Here is a 17,590-nt window from a genome sequence, read left to right as displayed (position 1 = left end):
CCGGCATGACATCCGAAATTCCGCCCCACGACACGGTCTTCGCCGCCTTCGACGCCTCCGCCCGCCGCTGGCCGCAGCGCCCGTTCCTCAACGTGATGCAGGAAACCGCCGACATCTACGGCATTCCCGCCGGCGAGATCCTCTATGGCGCGGCGCTCGAAGAGATCGAGCGCCTGCGCGACGCCTACCGGCAGGCGGGCTACCGGACGGGCATGCGCGTCATGCTGCTGATGGAGAACCGACCCGCCTTCTTCCTGCACTGGTTCGCGCTGAACGCGCTCGGCCTGTCGGTCGTGCCGGTCAATCCCGACCTGCAGTCGGCCGAGCTCGAATACATGGCCGGCCATTCGCGTCCGGTCCTGGCGGTCGCCATCGCCTCGCGCGTTGCCGATCTGGAGAAGGCGGCGGAAGCCTCCGGCGCCGGCTTCCCGGTGATGACGCCCGAGGCGGCTCCCCCGGCCGTGGTCCCGCGCCTTGCCGGCCTCGAGCGGCCCGGCGGCGACGCGCTCGCCCGCGAGGCGGCGATGCTCTACACCTCCGGCACCACGGGCAAGCCCAAGGGCTGCGTGCTCTCGAACCTCTATTTTCTGCATTCGGGCGGCTGGTATGCCCGCTCCGGCGGCATCTGCGCGATGAACGAGGACGGCGAGCGCATGATCACGCCGCTGCCGATCTTCCACATGAACGCCATGGCCTATTCGCTGATGGCCATGGTGACGGTCGGCGGCTGCCTGACCGCGCTCGACCGCTTCCACCCGCGCAGCTGGTGGCAGAGCGTGCGTGACAGCCGCGCCACCTGCCTGCATTATCTCGGCGTCATGCCGTCCATGCTCATGAAAGCCGCATCCTCCCCCGACGACCGCGCCCATGCGGTGCGCTTCGGCTTCGGCGCGGGCATCGACGCGAAGCTGCACGGCCCCTTCGAGGAACGCTTCGGCATTCCGCTGGTCGAGGGCTGGGCGATGACCGAGACCGGCGCCGGCGCGGTGATCGTCGCCAACCACGAGCCGCGCAAGCGCGGCACCAACTGCCTCGGCCAGCCGGGACCGGACATCGAGGCGCGGGTCGTCGCCGACGACGGAAGCGAGGCGGCGGCCGGAGAACCCGGCGAGCTTCTGGTGCGGCATGCGGGCGAGGATCCCCGCTTCGGCTTCTTCTCCGAATATTACGCCAACCCGGAGGCGACCGCCGAGGCCTGGGAAGGCGGCTGGTTCCACACCGGCGACATCGTCATGCGCGATGCCGACGGCGATTTCTTTTTCGTCGACCGCAAGAAGAACGTCATCCGCCGCTCGGGCGAGAACATTGCCGCCGTCGAGGTTGAATCCTTCCTCATGCAGCATCCCGAGATCAGGGCTGCGGCCGTGGCGGCTGCCCCCGACGAGCTGCGCGGCGACGAGGTGTTCGCCTGCCTGGTCGTGGACGGCGAGCGCAACGAGGCACGCGCCCGCGCCATCGCCGAATGGTGCCTGGAGCGCGTCGCCTACTACAAGGTGCCGGGCTACATCGCCTTCGTCGATGCGCTCCCGCTGACCTCGACGCAAAAGATCCAGCGCAGCGAACTGAAGGCGCTGGTGACGCGGCTGCTCGACGATCCGGCGACCACCGACACGCGCGCGATGAAGAAAAGGCGGGCGGCCTAGTGGCGGGACGCTCCATTGCCCGCAAGAGCTATGACGGCGTCGTGCTGGCGGCGCCGGCGACCGTTCCCTATCAGCGCTTCTCGAAGGAGACCGCCCATTGGTGGATCGCCCGCGCGCTGCGGCAGTCGCTCCAGGCGGCGGGCCTCTCCCCGCGCGATGTCGACGGCTTTTCCGTCGCCAGCTTCTCGCTGTTTCCCGACACGGCGGTCGGCCTGACCCAGCATCTGGGGCTGACGCCGCGCTGGCTCGACCATATCCCGATGGGCGGGGCAAGCGGCGTGGCGGCGCTGCGGCGTGCGGCCCGCGCCGTGCAGGCGGGCGATGCGGACATCGTGGCCTGCGTCGCCGGCGACACCAACCAGGTGGACAGTTTCCGCCGCATGCTGTCGAGCTTCAGCCGCTTCGCGCAGGATGCGTCCTATCCCTATGGCGCCGGCGGGCCCAATGCCTGCTTCGCGCTTTTGACCGATCACTACATGACGGCCTATGGCGCGACGCGCGAGGATTTCGGCCGCATCTGCGTCGCCCAGCGCGACAACGCGCTGAAGAACCCGCATGCGGTGATGAAGACGCCGCTGACGATGGAACACTATCTCGGCGCGCGCATGATCTCCGATCCGATCGCGCTGTTCGACTGCGTCATGCCGGTGGGCGGGGCGGAGGCCTTTCTCGTGATGCGCGAGGAAGACGCCCGCGCCGCCGGCCTGCCTTGCGCGTATATCCGCTCGACCATCGAGCGCCACAACGCCTTTCCGGAGGACCCGATCCAGATGCGCGGCGGCTGGGCGATGGACGTGGACGAGCTCTACGCCATGGCCGACGCAAAGCCCGACGACATCAACCTCTTGCAGACCTATGACGATTATCCCGTCATCTCGATGATGCAGATGGAGGATCTGGGCTTCTGCGGCAAGGGCGAAGGCCCGGCCTTCGTCCGCGCGCACGACCTGACGATCGCCGGAGACTTTCCGCACAACACCTCTGGCGGCCAGCTTTCGGCCGGCCAGGCGGGTGCTGCCGGCGGGTATATCGGGCTGGTCGAGGCGATCCGCCAGGTGACCGGCGGCGCCGGCCCGACCCAGGTAAAGAATGCCCGCACGGCGCTGGTCTCCGGCTTCGGCGTCATCAATTTCGACCGCGGCGTCTGCTCCAACGCGGCCATCATCTCGGGAGCGGCCGCATGACAACGCCCATCGCGCCGCCGCCGAAGAAGGACCCGCAACAACGCACCCGCGTCCAGACCCTGCCATCGGGCGCGCGCAGCCGCGCCGCGCTCGGCCTGACGGCCGCCGCCGCCGAAGGCCGCTTCATGCTGCAGGTCTGCGCCAAATGCGGCACGGTGCAGTACCCGCCGCGCGACGCCTGCGGCACATGCCTTTCGGTCGATCTGCCGTGGAAGGACATCGCGCCGGAGGGCAGGCTGATCGCCGAGACGACCGTGCGCACCAGCACCAGCACCTATTTCCGCGAGCGCACGCCCTGGCGCGTCGGCACGGTCCGGCTCGAGGCCGGCCCGTCGATCATCTGCCATGTGCATGGCGACGTGGCGCGGGGCGGCGCGGTGCGCATCAGCAACAGGCTCGACAAATCGGGACAGGGCGTGCTGTTCGCGCTCCCCGCCGAGAGGACGCAGAACATGGAAGACGATCCGCAACTGCGCGAGATGACCGCCAATCCGAAATTCCGCCGCGTGCTGATCACCGACGCGCGCAGCGGCAACGCTCTGGCGCTGGCGCAGGCCTTCGCCAAGGCCGAAGCCTCGATCATCTTCGTCGGCGAGGCGGAGGGCTGGCGGCCCTACCCGCACCGGGACGAACTCGCGGCAATCCCCGGCGTCCAGCTCCTGCCGCTCGACGTGACGGACACGTCCTCCGTCGCCGAGCTTGCAGCCGAAATCGGCGGCAAGACGGACATTCTCGTCAACAACGCCCGCTTCATGCGCCCCGGCGGCATCCTGGCGCGCGGCGACACGGTGTTCGCCCGCGACGAGATGGAGGTGAACTATCTCGGCCTGATGCGGCTGGCGCAGGCCTTCGGCCCGGCCATGCTCGGACGCGGCGCCGACGGTCAGAACAGCGCCGCCGCCTGGGTCAACATCCTGTCGGTCTATGCCTACTCCAACCTGCCGGCGCTGGGCGCGTTCTCGGCATCGAGCGCCGCCGCCTATTCGCTCACGCAATGCCTGCGCGCCGAGATGCGGCCGGGCGGGGTGCGGGTGATGAACGTCTATGCCGGCCCGACCGACGACGACTGGCACCAGCCCCTGCCCCCGCCCAAGGTGGCGCCGCAGGCGCTGGCGAAGGCGGTGGTCGCCGGGCTGAAGGACGGGCTGGAAGACGTCTTCGTCGGCGACGTGGCGCAGGATCTGATCGACCGCTGGCGCGCCGGCCCGAAGATCCTCGAACGCGAAATGAGCGAAACCGACGGAGGCGCCGCATGAGCGTCCAGGCATCCAATCCCGCCGCCCTTCTGGGCGACCTCGCGCTGGCGCTCGTCTCCGGCGCGGTCGAGGTAGTCGACCTGACGCACACGCTCGACCCGGATTTCCCCGTCATCGTCCTGCCGCCGGAATTCGGCCAGTGCGCCCGCTTCCGCATGGAGGAGATTTCCGCCTACGATCATCGCGGTCCGGCATGGAAATGGCACAACTTCACCTGCGGCGAGCACACGGGAACCCATTTCGACGCACCCTCGCACTGGGTCTCCGGCCGCGACGTGCCGAACGGCAGCGTCGATGAAATCCCGGCCGAACGCTTCATCGGCCCCGTCTGCGTGATCGACTGTTCGCAAGGCGCCAAGGCAAACGAGGATTTCGAGCTGACGCCGGAGGTGATCGCCGCATGGGAGGCGGAGAACGGCCGCATCCCGGAGGGAAGCTGGGTGCTGATGCGCACCGACTGGTCGAAGCGGCGGGGTGCAGCCTATCTCAACATGCGCGACGACGGCGCGCATTCGCCCGGCCCGACGCCGGAGGCGATGCGCCTGCTGGTCGATGAACGCGGCATTCGCGGCTTCGGCACGGAGACGGTCGGCACCGACGCCGGCCAGGGCGCGCATTACACGCCGCCCTACCCGGCGCATTTCTTCCTGCACGGCGCGGGACGCTATGGCCTGCAATGCCTCAACAACCTGGACCGCCTGCCGGCGACGGGCGCGATGCTGATCGCCACGCCGCTGAAGATCAGGAACGGGACGGGCAGTCCGCTGCGCGTGATCGCCCTGGTTCCCAACCAAGGCTTGCCGAACAAGGATGCGCAATGATGGACATGGAATTGACGGCCGTCATCACCGGCGGCAACAAGGGGATCGGCGCGGACCTGGCACAGCGCATGCTGGCGGAAGGCTATCGCGTCGTCTCGGTCGCCCGGCGCGCGCCGGAGTTCACCCATGACCGGCTGAGCTCAGTCGAGGCCGACCTGCTCGACGCGGACGCGGTGAGGCAGGCGGCGGCGGAGATCGCCGCGGAGCACCAGGTGACGCATTTCGTGCAGAATGCCGGGCTGATCTGGCCCAACCTGATCGAGGAGGCGAAACCGGAGGACATCACCGGGCTGGCGCAGCTTCATCTCGGCTCGGCGCTGTCCCTCTTGCAGGCGTTCCTGCCCGCCATGAAGGAGCGCCATTTCGGCCGTGTGCTGTTCAACGGCTCGCGCGCCGCACTCGGCGCCAAGACGCGGACGGCCTACGGCGCCTCGAAAGCCGGCATGATGGGTATGGCGCGCACCTGGGCGCTGGAACTCGCCCCGCACCAGATCACCGTCAACGTGGTCGCGCCCGGGCCGATCCTGACCGACAATTTCTGGGGCATCATTCCGAAGGGCAGCGAGCAGGAAGCGGATCTTGCGACCCGCATCCCCGTCGGCAGGCTGGGCGTGGTCGAGGATGTGACCAACGCCTTCATGTTCTTCGCCGACCCGAAATCAAGCTTCGTCACCGGCCAGACGCTGTTCGTCTGCGGCGGCGCCAGCGTCGGCAGCCTGATGCTTTGATCTGCGCCTACTTGGCGAACAGCTGGTCGAGATTTTTGAACGCCTTCAATTCGACGGCGTTGCCGGCCGGATCGCTGAAGAACATGGTCGCCTGCTCGCCCGGCCGGCCCTCGAAGCGGATATAGGGTTCGATGACGAACTGGACGCCCGCCGCCTTCAGGCGTTCGGCGGTTTCCTTCCACTCGTCCATCTCCATCACCAGACCGAAATGACGGACCGGCACGCCGTGGCCGTCGACCGCGTTGGTCGCTGCCTTGCCGCACGCGTCGGGCGCCAGATGCGCGACGATCTGGTGGCCGTGGAAATCGAAATCGACCCAGTCGGGCGAACTGCGCCCCTCGCCGCACCCGAGCAGCCCCTTGTAGAAGGAACGGGCGGCTTCCAGGTCGTCGACGGGAAAGGCCAGGTGAAACGGGCGGATGGCTTTGTCAGTCATGGGTGTCTCCGAAACAGAACTGACGCTGGTATAGCGGCTTTCAAGATGCACGAAAAACGATATGTTATCGTTCTTAGCAACGCAGAAAATGATGAATCGCATGATCCCCGAGCTGAAGACCCTTGCGGCGATCGCGCGCTACGGAACCTTCGCTGCAGCGGCCGACCGCATCGGCCTGACGCAGTCGGCGGTGAGCGGCCACATGCGCCGTCTGGAGCGGAAACTGGGGTTCCCGCTGTTCGTCCGCACCGGCCGGTCCGCCGAGCTCAACGAGGCGGGGCAGCGCATTCTCGGCCGCGCCCACGACATCCTCGCGATGGTCGATGCGCTGGGCGCGCCGACGGACGACGCGGAACCGGGCGGCATCCTGCGGGCCGGTTCCATCGCATCCGCGCAGCCGACCATCGCCCTGCGCGCGCTGGTGCCGTTTCATGAGGCGCGGCCCGGTTACCGGGTGCAGCTCGCTCCGGGCACGTCGCTCGAGCTTCTCGACCGCGTGGACACGGGCGAACTGGATCTGGCGATCATCATCCATCCCGATTTCGGGCTGCCGCGCCACCTGAAATGGACGCCCCTGGTGCGCGAACCCTTCGTGCTGGCGATGCCGCCGCAGATGCAGGGCGACGACTGGCGCGCGATCGCGGCCGGCAATCCGTTCCTTCGCTACAATCGCGTCTCCTTCGGCGGGCGTCTCGTGGACCGGCTGCTCGAGCGCAGCGGAACCGCCGTCCGCGACTGGGTGGAGGTCGACGACATCCCTACGCTTCTGCGCATGGTGGTCGAGGGCATGGGCGTCGCCATCGTGCCGGACGCCGAGGCCTATCGAAACGAGATGGGACAGGTGCGCTGCCTGCCGCTCGCCGGGCAGGAGATCGTCCGCGAAATCGGCATCGTCTCGCAGCGCGCCGGGCAGGACCGTGCGGCGGCACTGTTCATTGAGAACTGCGTGGAAGCGGGCGGGCACCCGGCCGGGCGAAAGGGCAGCTCTCCTCCGGGATGAGACAGAACCGGCAGGCGCCGACCGCGTCTCCCGCCGCAACTTGCCGCCACGCCAAAAGCTGAATACGCTGCTTTATCTGCCCGTTGAGGAGGTGTCCCAAGGGGCGACACGGCAGGGGAGGAAGCCGATGCCGTTTCACGAGACGAGCAGTCTTGTGTCGCTGGAGGCGTTTCAGGCCGGCGTGCGCGACGTTTGCGGGAACTTTCAGGTTCTGCCGCCACGGGGCGGCCGGGACATGCGCGGCATCATCACGCTCAACCGGCGGCAGGCGCTGTCGGTCGCGGTCGTGGAGAACAGCGCCGCAGAGATCGATCGCGACTGGCGCTGCATCCGGCAGGATTCGGCGGAGCACCTGTTCCTCGTCCTGCAGAAGGCTGGCCATTCGGTGATGCGCCAGGGCGACGCGGAGATCCGCCTGGCGCCCGGCGATTTCATGATGATCGATTCCGCCTATCCGTCGCATTTCGTCTATGGCGCCAGCGGCAGCGTGCAGTATTCGGTGCATTTGAACCGCGCCGATTTCGCCCACCGGTTCGGCACCTGCGCGCTGGGAGGCTGTTCGATCCCCGGCGCCTCGGCCATCGGCCTGGCGATGCGCGCCACCATCGACCGCGTTCTGGAGGCCGAAGGCGCCGTTCCGCAGCAGCATTTCGTCAGCGAAGCCTTCTTCAACCTCATGGGCGCCTATCTGTGCAGCCTCGAGGACGGCGAACTGCCCTCCGCGGCGACCAGCAGCGACCTTCTGGTGGCCAGGACCCGCGCCTATATCGGCCAGCGTTTCCGCGATCCAGACTGCACGCCGGCCGCCGTGGCCGAGGCGATGGGGGTCGGCCTGCGGGCGCTCCAGCGCCGTTTCCAGGCGGAAGGGTCCTCGCTTTCGGAATGCCTGATCGGTGCGCGGCTCGACTATGTGCGCCAACGGCTCCACGGTCAGGAAGCGACCGTGGGCGAGCGCATCTCGACCATCGCCTTCGACGCGGGCTTCAACGACCTGTCCTACTTCAACCGGCAGTTCCGCGCCCGCTTCAACGCTTCTCCCGGCGAGTACAGGCTCCATATGGTGTCGCCTTCGCCCAAGAGCCTGACGCAATAGTCCAAGACGGAGCATCGCCGGCCCCTCCACTATCGCCGATCGATGCTGCCGGCAGGCAGCCGCATCGGGAGGAGGAACACGATGACGCAGGACGCGAAGCCATTCCGCAACATCATCGACGGCCGCAGCGTGGCCGCCGCACAGAGCCTGCCGGTGCATGACCCGGCAAGCGGCGCGCTGGTCGGCCAGATGCCGCTCGGCACCGCGGAGGACCTCGACGCGGCGGTCGCCGCCGCGCGCGCAGCCTTTCCCGGCTGGGCGGCCACCCCCGACGCCGAGCGCAAGGCCGCCTGCAACAGGATCGCCGACGTGCTCGAGGCGAACATCGCCGGGCTCGCGCCGCTGCTCACCGCCGAGCAGGGCAAGCCGCTCGGCGGCCTCGGCTCGCAATGGGAGATCGGCGGCGCCGCCGCCTGGACCCGCCACACCGCCTCCATCGACCTGCCGATGGCGGTGCTGCAGGACGACAATGAGGGTCGCGTCGAGGTGCACCGCAAGCCGATCGGCGTCGTCGGCTCGATCACGCCGTGGAACTTCCCGGTCCTGATCGCCGCCTGGCATATCATCCCCGCCGTCCGCACCGGCAATTGCGTGGTCATCAAGCCGTCACCGAACACGCCGCTCAGCACCATCCGCTTCGTCGAGCTGATCAACGAGGTGCTGCCCGCCGGCGTGGTCAACATCGTCTGCGGCGACAACGGGATCGGCGCAGCCATGTCGGCGCATCCGGGCATCGACAAGATGGTGTTCACCGGCTCGACCGGCACCGGCCGCAAGATCATGGCCTCGGCCGCCGAAACGGTGAAGCGCCTGACGCTGGAGCTGGGCGGCAACGACGCGGCGATCGTCCTGCCGGATGTTGATCCACAGGCCATCGCCGAGGGCCTGTTCTGGGGCGCCTTCATCAACAATGGCCAGACCTGCGCCTGCATCAAGCGGCTCTATGTGCATGACAGCATATACGACGCCGTCTGCGAGGCGCTTGCAGCACTTGCCGCCGCCATGCCGATGGGCGATGGCCGGCAGGAGGGCGTCGCACTTGGCCCGATGCAGAACGAAATGCAGTTCGAGCGCGTGAAGACGCTGGTCGAGGAGGCGAAGGCGAAGGGCGCGCGCGCCCTCACCGGCGGCGCGCCCGCCGGAGGCGCGGGTTATTTCTACCCGGCGACCATCGTCGCCGACGCCGAGCACGGCATGCGGCTGGTGGACGAGGAGCAGTTCGGCCCGGCCCTGCCGGTGATCCGCTACACCGACATTGATGCCGTGATCGCCCGCGCCAACGACAACCCGAACGGCCTCGGCGGTTCGATCTGGTCGCGCGACACGGCGCGCGCCAGGGAGCTGGCGCTCAGGCTCGAATGCGGCACGGCCTGGATCAACAAGCACGGCATGATCCAGCCCAACGCACCCTTCGGCGGCATCAAGCAGTCGGGCGTCGGGGTGCAGTTCGCCGAGGCGGGGCTGATGGAAAACACGGTCGGACAGACCATCATCATGTGATGAACAGGATCGAGGAGGAGGAGAGACGATGAAACGACACTTAACCGCCGCCTGCGCCGGCGTGGCCGTGCTGGCCTTATGCTACGGCGCGAACGCCCACCCGCTGGACGGCCTGACGAAGGACGAGATCGGCCAGGTCGTGTCCATCATGAAGGCGGACGAGCGGATCGCCGACGAGGCGCGCTTTCCGCTGATCGAGCTGAAGGAACCCGAGAAGGCAGATGTCCTTGCCTGGAAGGAGGGCGACACGGGTCCGCGCGTCGCCACCGTCCATGTCATTTCCGGCGACAAGGCCTACAAGGCCGGAGTGGATCTGGCGACCGGCGCGATCGGCACGATCGGCGACATCGGCGGCCAGTCCATGGTGCTGCTGGAGGAATTCATCGGCGCGATGGACCTTGCCCTGTCCGACGCCGACTTCGTCGCCGCCCTGAAGAAGCGCGACCTCGGCCCCACCGACGTCTTCTGTCTCCCGCTTACCGCAGGCTCATTCAACGCGGAAGCCGAGGCCGGCCAGCGGCTGATGAAGGTGCCCTGCTACGTCAATCCGACCGGCTCCAATTTCTACGCCAAGCCCATCGAGGGCCTTTACGCGGTGGTCGACCTCGCCGGCAAGACGGTGGTCGAGGTGATCGACACCGGCGTGCTGCCTGTGCCGCAGGACGCCTGGGGCTATATGGAAGAGGAGATCGAGGCGCGCACCGGCGCATTGCGCCCTGAGAGCAATCCGGCGCTGCTCGCGCAGGAGGGCGACGCCAACTTCAGCATCGACGGCAGCGTCATCGAATGGGATATGTGGCGTTTCCGCTGGCGCGTCGACAAGCGGCCCGGCGTCGTCCTGTCGAACATCGACGCGAATGACGGCAGCGACTGGCGCTCGGTTCTCTACCAGGCGCATCTGTCGGAAGTGTTCGTGCCCTATATGGATCCCGACCAGGGCTGGTACTGGCGCACCTATATGGACAGCGGCGAATACGGCTTCGGCATCTTCCTGAGCCCGCTGCGCGCCGGCGTCGACTGCCCCGCCTATGCCCGCTTCCTGCCGGCGACCGTGCATGACGATCTGGGCAATCCCGTCGAGATCCCGAACGCGCTGTGCGTCTTCGAGCGCAACATCGGCGATCCGGTCTGGCGGCACTACGAGATCTTCGCCCAGAGCGAGGAGCAGTCGGTGCCGGCCGAGGGACGCCCCGCCAACGAACTGGTTGTCCGCTCCGCCTCGCAGGTCGGCAATTACGACTATCTGATCGACTATGTGTTCGAACAGAACGGCCGCATCCGCGTGATGGTCGGCGCCACCGGCCTCGACGCGGTGAAGGGCGCGGCCTCCACCTCGATGGCCGACGCGACGGCGGAACAGGAAACGCGCTACGGCACGCTGATCATGCCCAATCTCGTCGCGCCGAACCACGACCATTTCTTCAACTTCCGGCTCGATTTCGACATCGACGGCCAGGACAATGTCTTCATGCGCACCGGGCTTGTGAAGGGCGAGGTGGCCGACGACCTACCGCGCCGCTCGCTGTGGGTGACGAAATCCGAAATGCCGATGACGGAGTTGGCCGCGCGCTACCGCGTCAACCCGGCGACACCCGCCATGTACCATGTGATGAACATGAACCGTAAAGTCGGTGTCGGCCACGCGCCGGGCTACATGATCATGCCGCAGAACAGCGTCGCCTACAGCCCGCTGGACACGGAGAACGACCCGCCCGCCAAGCGCAACGCCTATATCGACTACACGTTCTGGAACACCCCCTATCGGGCGGCCGAGCGCTATGCGGGCGGCGAATACGCCTTCCAGAGCGACGGCTCCGACACGCTGGCCGAATGGGTGAAGCAGGACCGCAACATCGGCAACACGGACATCGTGACCTGGTACACGATGGGCTTCCACCATGTGCCGCAGATGGAGGACTGGCCGGTGATGTCGACCATGTGGAAGGGCATCACGCTGAAACCCTACAACTTCTTCCCGCACAACCCGGCGCTAACGGTTCGGCTGCCGAAAGAGTGAGTTGGAGCAGATAAGGGGCGGAATTCTCTGCATTGCCGCTCCGTCGCCCCCCCTCTGGCCTACCGGCCATCTCCCCCTCAAGGGGGGAGATTGGATGTCACGGAGGATTTCGCCAATCTTCAACATTGATGAGAGCTGATCTCCCCCCCCTTGAGGGGGAGATGGCCGGCAGGCCAGAGGGGGGTGAAGAGACGTCACTATAAATAGCAAGCCCGATTGCCAAACGGCAGTCGGCGACCGCACCGCGAGACACCCGGCCGGCGCTCTCACATGCGCAGCATTTCGAGCTTGCCGGCCTTGCCCCTGTGCTCGGCGGCGTCGGCGGGATGCGGTTCCGCTTCCAGGATCACGGGCCATTTCTCCGCCAGCACGCGGTTGAGGTCGAGGAAATGCTCCTGCCCTTCCGGCAGCATCGTATCGGGATGGATCGCCTCTTCCGGGCACTCGGGAATGCACACGCCGCAATCGATGCAGCCATTCGGGTTGATGACGAGGAAATTGTCGCCCGCATGGAAACAGTCGACCGGGCAGACCGAGACGCAATCGGTGAAGCGGCAGCCGATGCAGGCTTCTGTAACGACGTGGGTCATGGCAGCGCCTCAGTAGACCGGGGCGAGTGACAGCATCAGGCCGTCCAGCTCCGGGGTCATGCGGATCTGGCAGGAAAGCCTTGAACCGGGCCTGACCTCCGGCGCCTCCCCGAGCATCATTTCCTCCTCGTCCTCCATGGCCTGCACCCTGCCGGCCCAGCTTTCGTCCACATAAACGTGGCAGGTTGCGCAGAGGCAGCAGCCGCCGCACTCCGCCTTGATCGGCAGGCCGGCGCCGCGGATCGCCTCCATGATCGGCCAGTCGGCCTCGGCGGGCACTTCGTGAACCACATTGTCGAAGTCGGTCACCAGGATCTTCATGCCGTTTTCAGCTTCTTCTGCAGTTGGGTTGAGGTGGTGGTGTACTGGAACAGGAGCCGCTTCTCGGGTCGCAGGATGCGAAACGCCTTTTGCGCCATCAGGGCCGCCTCGTGGAAACCCGAAAGGATGAGCTTCAGCTTGCCGGGATAGGTGTTGATGTCGCCGATGGAGAAGATGCCCGGCACGCTGGTCTCGAAGGCCTCGGTGTCGACGGCGATGCGGTTCTCGTCGAGATTGAGACCCCAGTCGGCGATCGGCCCGAGCTTCATCGTCAGCCCGAAGAACGGCAGGAAGCGGTCTGCGGGAACGGCGATCTCGCCGCCGTCATTCGCCGCGATCCGCACGCGGGACAGGTTTCCGTCCGCGCCCTCCAGCCCCCGGCATTCGCCAAGCACGAAGTCGATCTCTCCCGCCGCCGCCAGTTCCTGCATCCTGCGCACGGAATCGGGTGCTGCGCGGAACTGGTCGCGCCGGTGGACGAGCGTCACCCGCTCGGCGACGCCGGCGAGGTTCAGCGTCCAGTCGAGCGCCGAATCCCCGCCGCCCGAGATCACCAGCCTGCGGCCGCGCATCGCCTCGATGCTGCGCACGGCATAGAACACGCTGCGGCCCTCGAACGCCTCGATGTCCGCGATGGGCGGGCGGCGCGGCGTGAAGCATCCGGAGCCGGCGGCGATGACCACCACCCCGGCGTTGAAGCGCGTGCCGGCATCGGTCGTCACGTCCCAGCGCCCGTCGGGCCTGCGCGCCAGCGCCGAGACGAGCTGGCCGAGGTGAAACACCGGCTCGAACGGCAGGATCTGCCGCTGCAGATTGTCGATCAGGCTCTGGCCGGTGCATTCGGGCAGGCCCGGTATGTCGTAGATCGGCTTCTCCGGATAGAACTCGATGCACTGTCCGCCAGCCTTGTCGAGCACATCGACCAGATGGCATTTCAGATCGAGCAGGCCAAGCTCGAACACGGCGAAGAGGCCGACAGGCCCGGCGCCGATGATAAGCGCATCCGTCTCGATGATGTCGTCATTCATGCGAAAACTCCCCTTCGGTGTCCGCTCAGCCTGCGCTGGACTTGAGCCGCGCCCGGGCGGCGGCCGGCGTTTCAGCGGCGGCGTATTCGGCCAACCCGCCGCTGCGATCGACCGGCAGCACCGCGTCGAGGGTCGTGCCCGGCGGCGGCTGGAGGCGCGGCGGATACATGGCGAGCTTCTGGTTGGCCCCGATCTTGTCGCCGCGGTCGGGACTGAGGTCGCGTTCATTGGTGCCCATGCGCGGCGCGCCGGCGACCCCGTCGATGACCTCCAGATCGAACCACCAGCGCTTGATCAGGTTGCGCTTGCCGTTCTGCAGCGCATCGTCCATGGCGATGATCGCCGCGCGGGCCTCCGGCACCTTGATCGACAGTTCGGCAAGTCGTCGCCCCTCGACCGTGTCCTCGCGGTTCCACGGGCACATTTTCATGCAGCGCCCGCAGGCCGATCCCTTCATCTGGGTGACGCGGTACTTCGTGCATTTCTCGACGTCGGCCTTCCAGATCTCGTAGCCGTTGAACATCACCTTGTCGCCGAAAGAGATGGCGTTGCACGGGCATTCGCGGGCGCATTTCCGGCACTGGTTGCAGAAATCCTGCAAGCCGAAATCGATCGGCCGGTCGACGCTCATCGGCAGGTCGGTGGTGAAGACGATGGACTTCGAGCGCGGCCCGATGAACGGGTTCAGCAGCGTGTCGCCGATGCGCGACACCTCGCCGAGGCCGGCCATCAGGATCGCCGGATTGTGGATCACCTCGGAATGGGCGTTGGAATGGGAGCGGGCCGAATAGCCCATCCTGCGGCAATGGGCGGCCATCACCCCGGCGATCTCGGCGCCCCGCATATAGGCGCGCATCGACTGCGAGGCGGAGATCCAGTCGTCGCCGGACGCGCCCTCCATCGTCTCGTAGCCCTGGTCGATGAGCATGACGACGGCATAATCGTGATAGGCCTCGATGGGTTTGCCCTCGACCTCATCGCTGGCGTAGTACATCCACGGCTCGGCGCGGCAGATGCCGACGAAATCCGCCCCGAGATAGTAGCCGAGCGCCTTGATCGCCTCGGCATTGCGCCCCGGATCGGAAAGATCGCCGCCCTTGCCGGTCGGCGCGAGTTTTTCACGCGTCCCCTGAAGCGGCACCATGTTCTGGATCAGCGGCTGCATGCCGAGCGCCAGAGGGTGCTTCATGGGGAAACGCTTCTTCTCCTGCTTCGCCTTTTCTCCGAGATCGCCGGCTTCGGCGCGCTTGAAGAAATCGCCGCGCTTGGCGACCCGCTGGATTTCCTGCCGCACCACCAGCGTCGTCGGTTCATCGACCCGGCGGATCGTCTCCATGGGATAGCGCCCCATATGCAGCGGCCGCTTCTCCTCTTCCGCGTCCTCCCAGCCGGGGCGCGTCCCGTCGATGCCGAGCATCACCTCCGGCGCGGTCTCGCCGAGATCGCCCTCCGGGGCCAGCGGCCGGTCGGCGGCGAGCGCGTAGCCGGTGGTCACGACGCCAAGGCGGAAGCCGCGCCTGAGGAACGGGGCGACAAGCACACCGTCCACCACGCGCGCAAGCCCCGCCCGCACCGCCAGACGGGCAAGATCGACCTGCGCATCGCCGGAAAAATGCCCGCGCGCCGGAAACCCCATCCAGCGCACATAGCCCGACAGGATTGCCGCGATCTCGGCGCAGCGCATGTCCGTCCGCGCCGCATTGGTCCCCCGGATCCATTCGGCGCCGGCCTCCCCCGCCTCGGGCTCGCGGCCGAACTGGACGGCAAAGACCAGCGCGTGGGTGTGCGACGGGTCGCAGTCCCCGGCCCGGTCGTCCGGATCGAGCCGGCAGATGCCGACCATCGAAGCGTCGAGGAAATAGGCCGAAGCCTTCAGGTTCTCCGCACGCCGCGCCGGATCGTCGGGGATGGCGTCGCCGAGCGGCGCAACGGGTCCGTCCAGAAAACGCGTGAAAAGCCGCGCATATTCCTCGACATCGCCGAGAAGGGAATCTTCCGACGCCGCAAACCCGTCCTCCGGCTGGCGGGCCGGCTGCGCGACGACATCGTCCACCCGTGCCAGACGCTCCAGCGCCAGCGGACCCAGATGGTTCGGCCGGTCGCGATTGGAATATAGCCGCATGGTCCTCTCCCTTCACTGCCGTGGCGAAAACGCCCGCAATGCCTGGGGAGAGACTAGGTCACGTGTTCAAAACAGACTATGCCATATGGGACATTCAGGCTATATCCATACGGCATGGAGAAGGATATCAGCCTGCGGCACCTGCGGGTGCTGGACGTCCTGTTCACGGAACGGTCGCTGACCGCGGCCGCCAACGTGCTCGACACCTCGCAGCCCGTCCTGAGCAAGATCCTGGCGCGCCTTCGGGTGGATTTCGACGACCCGCTTTTCGTCCGCGTCGGACAGACGATGGAGCCGACGGCGCGCGCGCTGGAGCTGGCCGAACCGATCCGCCGCATCCTGCTCGCCTCCGCCAGCCTGGACCGCCGCTCCGCGCCGTTCGATCCGATGACCAGCCGGCGCGTCTTCAGCTTCTTCATCAGCGATGTCGGCGCCCTGCGGCTCGCGCCGCCCCTGATGGAGCGGCTTCAACATGAAGCCCCGCATGTGGGCATCCGCATGGTCTCGCTCGACCGCCGCCAGCTCCTGCCGCGGCTCGAAAGCGGCGACGTGGACATGGCCATCGGCGCGTTTCCGGAGCTGGTCAGCGGCATCCGGCGGCGCAAGCTCTTCGTCGAGGGATATCGCGGTCTGGTGCGGCGCAGCCATCCGTTCACGCGGAAAGCTCCGGACCAGGCGGCCTACCGCGCGGCCCGGCATGTGCTGGTTATGGCGCGCGACACGGGGCATGTGCACGGCGAGGTGGAGAAACTGCTCGAGACGGCCCTGCCCGCCGACCGCATCGCCCTGCGCGTCTCGGGTTTCGTCGCGGCAGCGATGGCCGTCAAGCGCACCGACACGGTGGCCACCATCCCTGCCAATCTGGCCGATTATCTCGCCGAGGAGTTCAACCTGGCGAAGGTCACCGTGCCGCTCGCCACGCCGCGCTTCGACGTGGCGCTCGCCTGGCACGAGCGCTTTCACCGCGACCCCGCCGTTCGCTGGATGCGGCCGGTGCTGTTCGAGATTCTCGGGCGGCGCAAACCGCGCCCGACAGCCGCTCAGGAGGCGTAGAAGACCTGGATCAGCTCGCGCTGGTTGGCGATGCCCAGCCGCTCATAGGCGCGCTTGCGGTGGGTGATGACGCTGGTTGCGGCGATGCCCAGCCATTCGGCCGTTTCCTGCGCCGTGAGGCCCGCGACCACGCCCGCCGCCACATCCGTCTCGCGCGGCGAAAGCGCCGGGAAGCGCTGTGCGATGCGGGTTCGCGCCGTGGCGAGATCCATCGTGCCGGACCACAGGTCCAGATGGCGCAGCGAGAGGGCGCGCACATAGGGCAGGAATCCCATCAGGGCGCGCCGGTTGGTCTCCGGCAGGACGCCGCGCGGCCTTCCCGAGTAGAAGCTGACGGAGAACGGCATCCCCTGCTCGGTGCGGCTGACCAGCGACAGGCGGTCGGCGATCTGCGCGCGGTCATAGCACCAGGTCCGGTAGCTGGCGGTCGGGATGTCGTCACGCGTGAGATAGGTGAACACCGTCCCGTCGCATCCACCGCCGTCGAACATGACCCCGATATTGGGGTCCTCGCGATAATAGTGACTCTGATAGTGGTCGGCGGCAGTGTTGGCGAAGCGCTGGCCGAGCCCGCTGGCCGTGCCGAGAAAGACCGGCCGTTCCTTCGACGGGTAGAGGAACATCGATACGAAGTCGATGGGCGCCACGGTCTGGCTGGAGGCCAGAAGCTGCCCGATGAAGCCATCGCGGCCGATGGCTCCGATCAGGGCGCAAACCGCATCGCTGTGAGCCGGCGCGCCATGATCCATGGCGTCGCTCCTGATGAGCTGCATCGTCATTCCTCCCAGAAGGCGTCCC

The 17,590-nt window shown here is 67.2% G+C and carries 16 protein-coding genes; 10 read left to right on the top strand and 6 right to left on the bottom strand.

Annotated features, from left to right (window positions below; translation table 11 throughout):
- The first annotated feature begins 5 nt into the window (after nt 1-5).
- Genes NA2_RS14490 through NA2_RS14470 form a run of 5 tightly spaced genes read left to right on the top strand, consistent with a single transcriptional unit; the run spans nt 6 to nt 5,632 of the window.
- Nucleotides 6-1,643: an AMP-binding protein gene (locus NA2_RS14490; RefSeq protein ID WP_008597735.1), complete on the top strand. Its 1,638-nt coding sequence runs from the start codon at nt 6-8 to the stop codon at nt 1,641-1,643.
- Nucleotides 1,643-2,827, top strand: coding sequence for a thiolase family protein (locus tag NA2_RS14485; RefSeq protein WP_008597734.1), 1,185 nt, complete (start codon nt 1,643-1,645; stop codon nt 2,825-2,827). The genes NA2_RS14490 and NA2_RS14485 overlap by 1 nt, the downstream gene beginning before the upstream one ends.
- Nucleotides 2,824-4,083 carry an SDR family NAD(P)-dependent oxidoreductase gene (locus NA2_RS14480; RefSeq protein WP_008597733.1) on the top strand — a complete coding sequence of 420 codons (1,260 nt, stop codon included), beginning with the start codon at nt 2,824-2,826 and terminating at the stop codon, nt 4,081-4,083. The genes NA2_RS14485 and NA2_RS14480 overlap by 4 nt, the downstream gene beginning before the upstream one ends.
- Nucleotides 4,080-4,904, top strand: a complete 825-nt coding sequence (locus NA2_RS14475; RefSeq protein ID WP_008597732.1) for a cyclase family protein — start codon at nt 4,080-4,082, stop codon at nt 4,902-4,904. The genes NA2_RS14480 and NA2_RS14475 overlap by 4 nt, the downstream gene beginning before the upstream one ends.
- On the top strand, nt 4,904-5,632 hold the full coding sequence (locus NA2_RS14470) for an SDR family NAD(P)-dependent oxidoreductase (protein ID WP_008597731.1): 729 nt from the start codon (nt 4,904-4,906) through the stop codon (nt 5,630-5,632). Before NA2_RS14475 ends, NA2_RS14470 begins: the two co-directional genes overlap by 1 nt.
- A 7-nt stretch (nt 5,633-5,639) precedes the next feature.
- Here the strand turns inward: NA2_RS14470 and NA2_RS14465 are convergent, their stop codons facing one another.
- Nucleotides 5,640-6,068: a VOC family protein gene (locus NA2_RS14465; protein ID WP_008597730.1), complete on the bottom strand. Its 429-nt coding sequence runs from the start codon at nt 6,066-6,068 to the stop codon at nt 5,640-5,642.
- 91 nt (nt 6,069-6,159) lie between these two features.
- On the opposite strand from NA2_RS14465, the gene NA2_RS14460 reads away from it, so the two are divergent.
- The 4 genes from NA2_RS14460 to NA2_RS14445 all read left to right on the top strand — a co-directional run bounded on the left by NA2_RS14460 (nt 6,160) and on the right by NA2_RS14445 (nt 11,678).
- Nucleotides 6,160-7,068, top strand: coding sequence for a LysR family transcriptional regulator (locus NA2_RS14460; protein ID WP_244423653.1), 909 nt, complete (start codon nt 6,160-6,162; stop codon nt 7,066-7,068).
- Between the two features lie 127 nt (nt 7,069-7,195).
- Nucleotides 7,196-8,161 (top strand): helix-turn-helix domain-containing protein, encoded by a 966-nt coding sequence (locus NA2_RS14455; RefSeq protein ID WP_008597728.1) that lies wholly within the window; start codon nt 7,196-7,198, stop codon nt 8,159-8,161.
- Between the two features lie 81 nt (nt 8,162-8,242).
- The gene (locus tag NA2_RS14450) at nt 8,243-9,661 is read left to right on the top strand and encodes an aldehyde dehydrogenase family protein (protein ID WP_008597727.1); all 1,419 of its coding nucleotides are present in this window, start codon (nt 8,243-8,245) and stop codon (nt 9,659-9,661) included.
- 28 nt (nt 9,662-9,689) lie between these two features.
- Entirely contained in the window at nt 9,690-11,678 is a 1,989-nt protein-coding gene (locus tag NA2_RS14445) for a copper amine oxidase (RefSeq protein WP_008597726.1), read from the top strand.
- A gap of 266 nt (nt 11,679-11,944) precedes the next feature.
- On the opposite strand, the gene fdxA is transcribed toward NA2_RS14445, so the two are convergent.
- From fdxA to NA2_RS14425, 4 genes are read right to left on the bottom strand one after another with little or no spacing between them, the layout of a single operon-like run.
- A complete protein-coding gene (gene fdxA / locus NA2_RS14440; RefSeq protein WP_008597725.1) occupies nt 11,945-12,268 on the bottom strand; it encodes a ferredoxin FdxA in 324 nt (107 codons plus the stop codon).
- Between the two features lie 9 nt (nt 12,269-12,277).
- On the bottom strand, nt 12,278-12,589 hold the full coding sequence (locus NA2_RS14435; protein ID WP_008597724.1) for a 2Fe-2S iron-sulfur cluster-binding protein: 312 nt from the start codon (nt 12,587-12,589) through the stop codon (nt 12,278-12,280).
- Nucleotides 12,586-13,617 (bottom strand): NAD(P)/FAD-dependent oxidoreductase, encoded by a 1,032-nt coding sequence (locus tag NA2_RS14430; protein WP_008597723.1) that lies wholly within the window; start codon nt 13,615-13,617, stop codon nt 12,586-12,588. The genes NA2_RS14435 and NA2_RS14430 overlap by 4 nt, the downstream gene beginning before the upstream one ends.
- Before the next feature lie 25 nt (nt 13,618-13,642).
- Entirely contained in the window at nt 13,643-15,739 is a 2,097-nt protein-coding gene (locus tag NA2_RS14425; RefSeq protein ID WP_008597722.1) for a 4Fe-4S dicluster domain-containing protein, read from the bottom strand.
- Nucleotides 15,740-15,853: 114 nt separating this feature from the next.
- On the opposite strand from NA2_RS14425, the gene NA2_RS14420 reads away from it, so the two are divergent.
- Entirely contained in the window at nt 15,854-16,792 is a 939-nt protein-coding gene (locus NA2_RS14420) for a LysR family transcriptional regulator (RefSeq protein ID WP_008597721.1), read from the top strand.
- Here NA2_RS14420 and NA2_RS14415 read toward each other — a convergent pair.
- Nucleotides 16,780-17,565: a helix-turn-helix transcriptional regulator gene (locus NA2_RS14415; RefSeq protein WP_157188243.1), complete on the bottom strand. Its 786-nt coding sequence runs from the start codon at nt 17,563-17,565 to the stop codon at nt 16,780-16,782. The two genes, NA2_RS14420 and NA2_RS14415, sit on opposite strands and share 13 nt — an antisense overlap.
- Between the last annotated feature and the right edge of the window lie 25 nt (nt 17,566-17,590).

It is taken from the genome of Nitratireductor pacificus pht-3B, from assembly GCF_000300335.1.
Classification (GTDB): Bacteria; Pseudomonadota; Alphaproteobacteria; order Rhizobiales; family Rhizobiaceae; genus Nitratireductor; species Nitratireductor pacificus.
The sequence above is the reverse complement of the archived record's forward strand: the minus strand, read 5'-3'. Positions and strand labels throughout refer to the sequence as shown.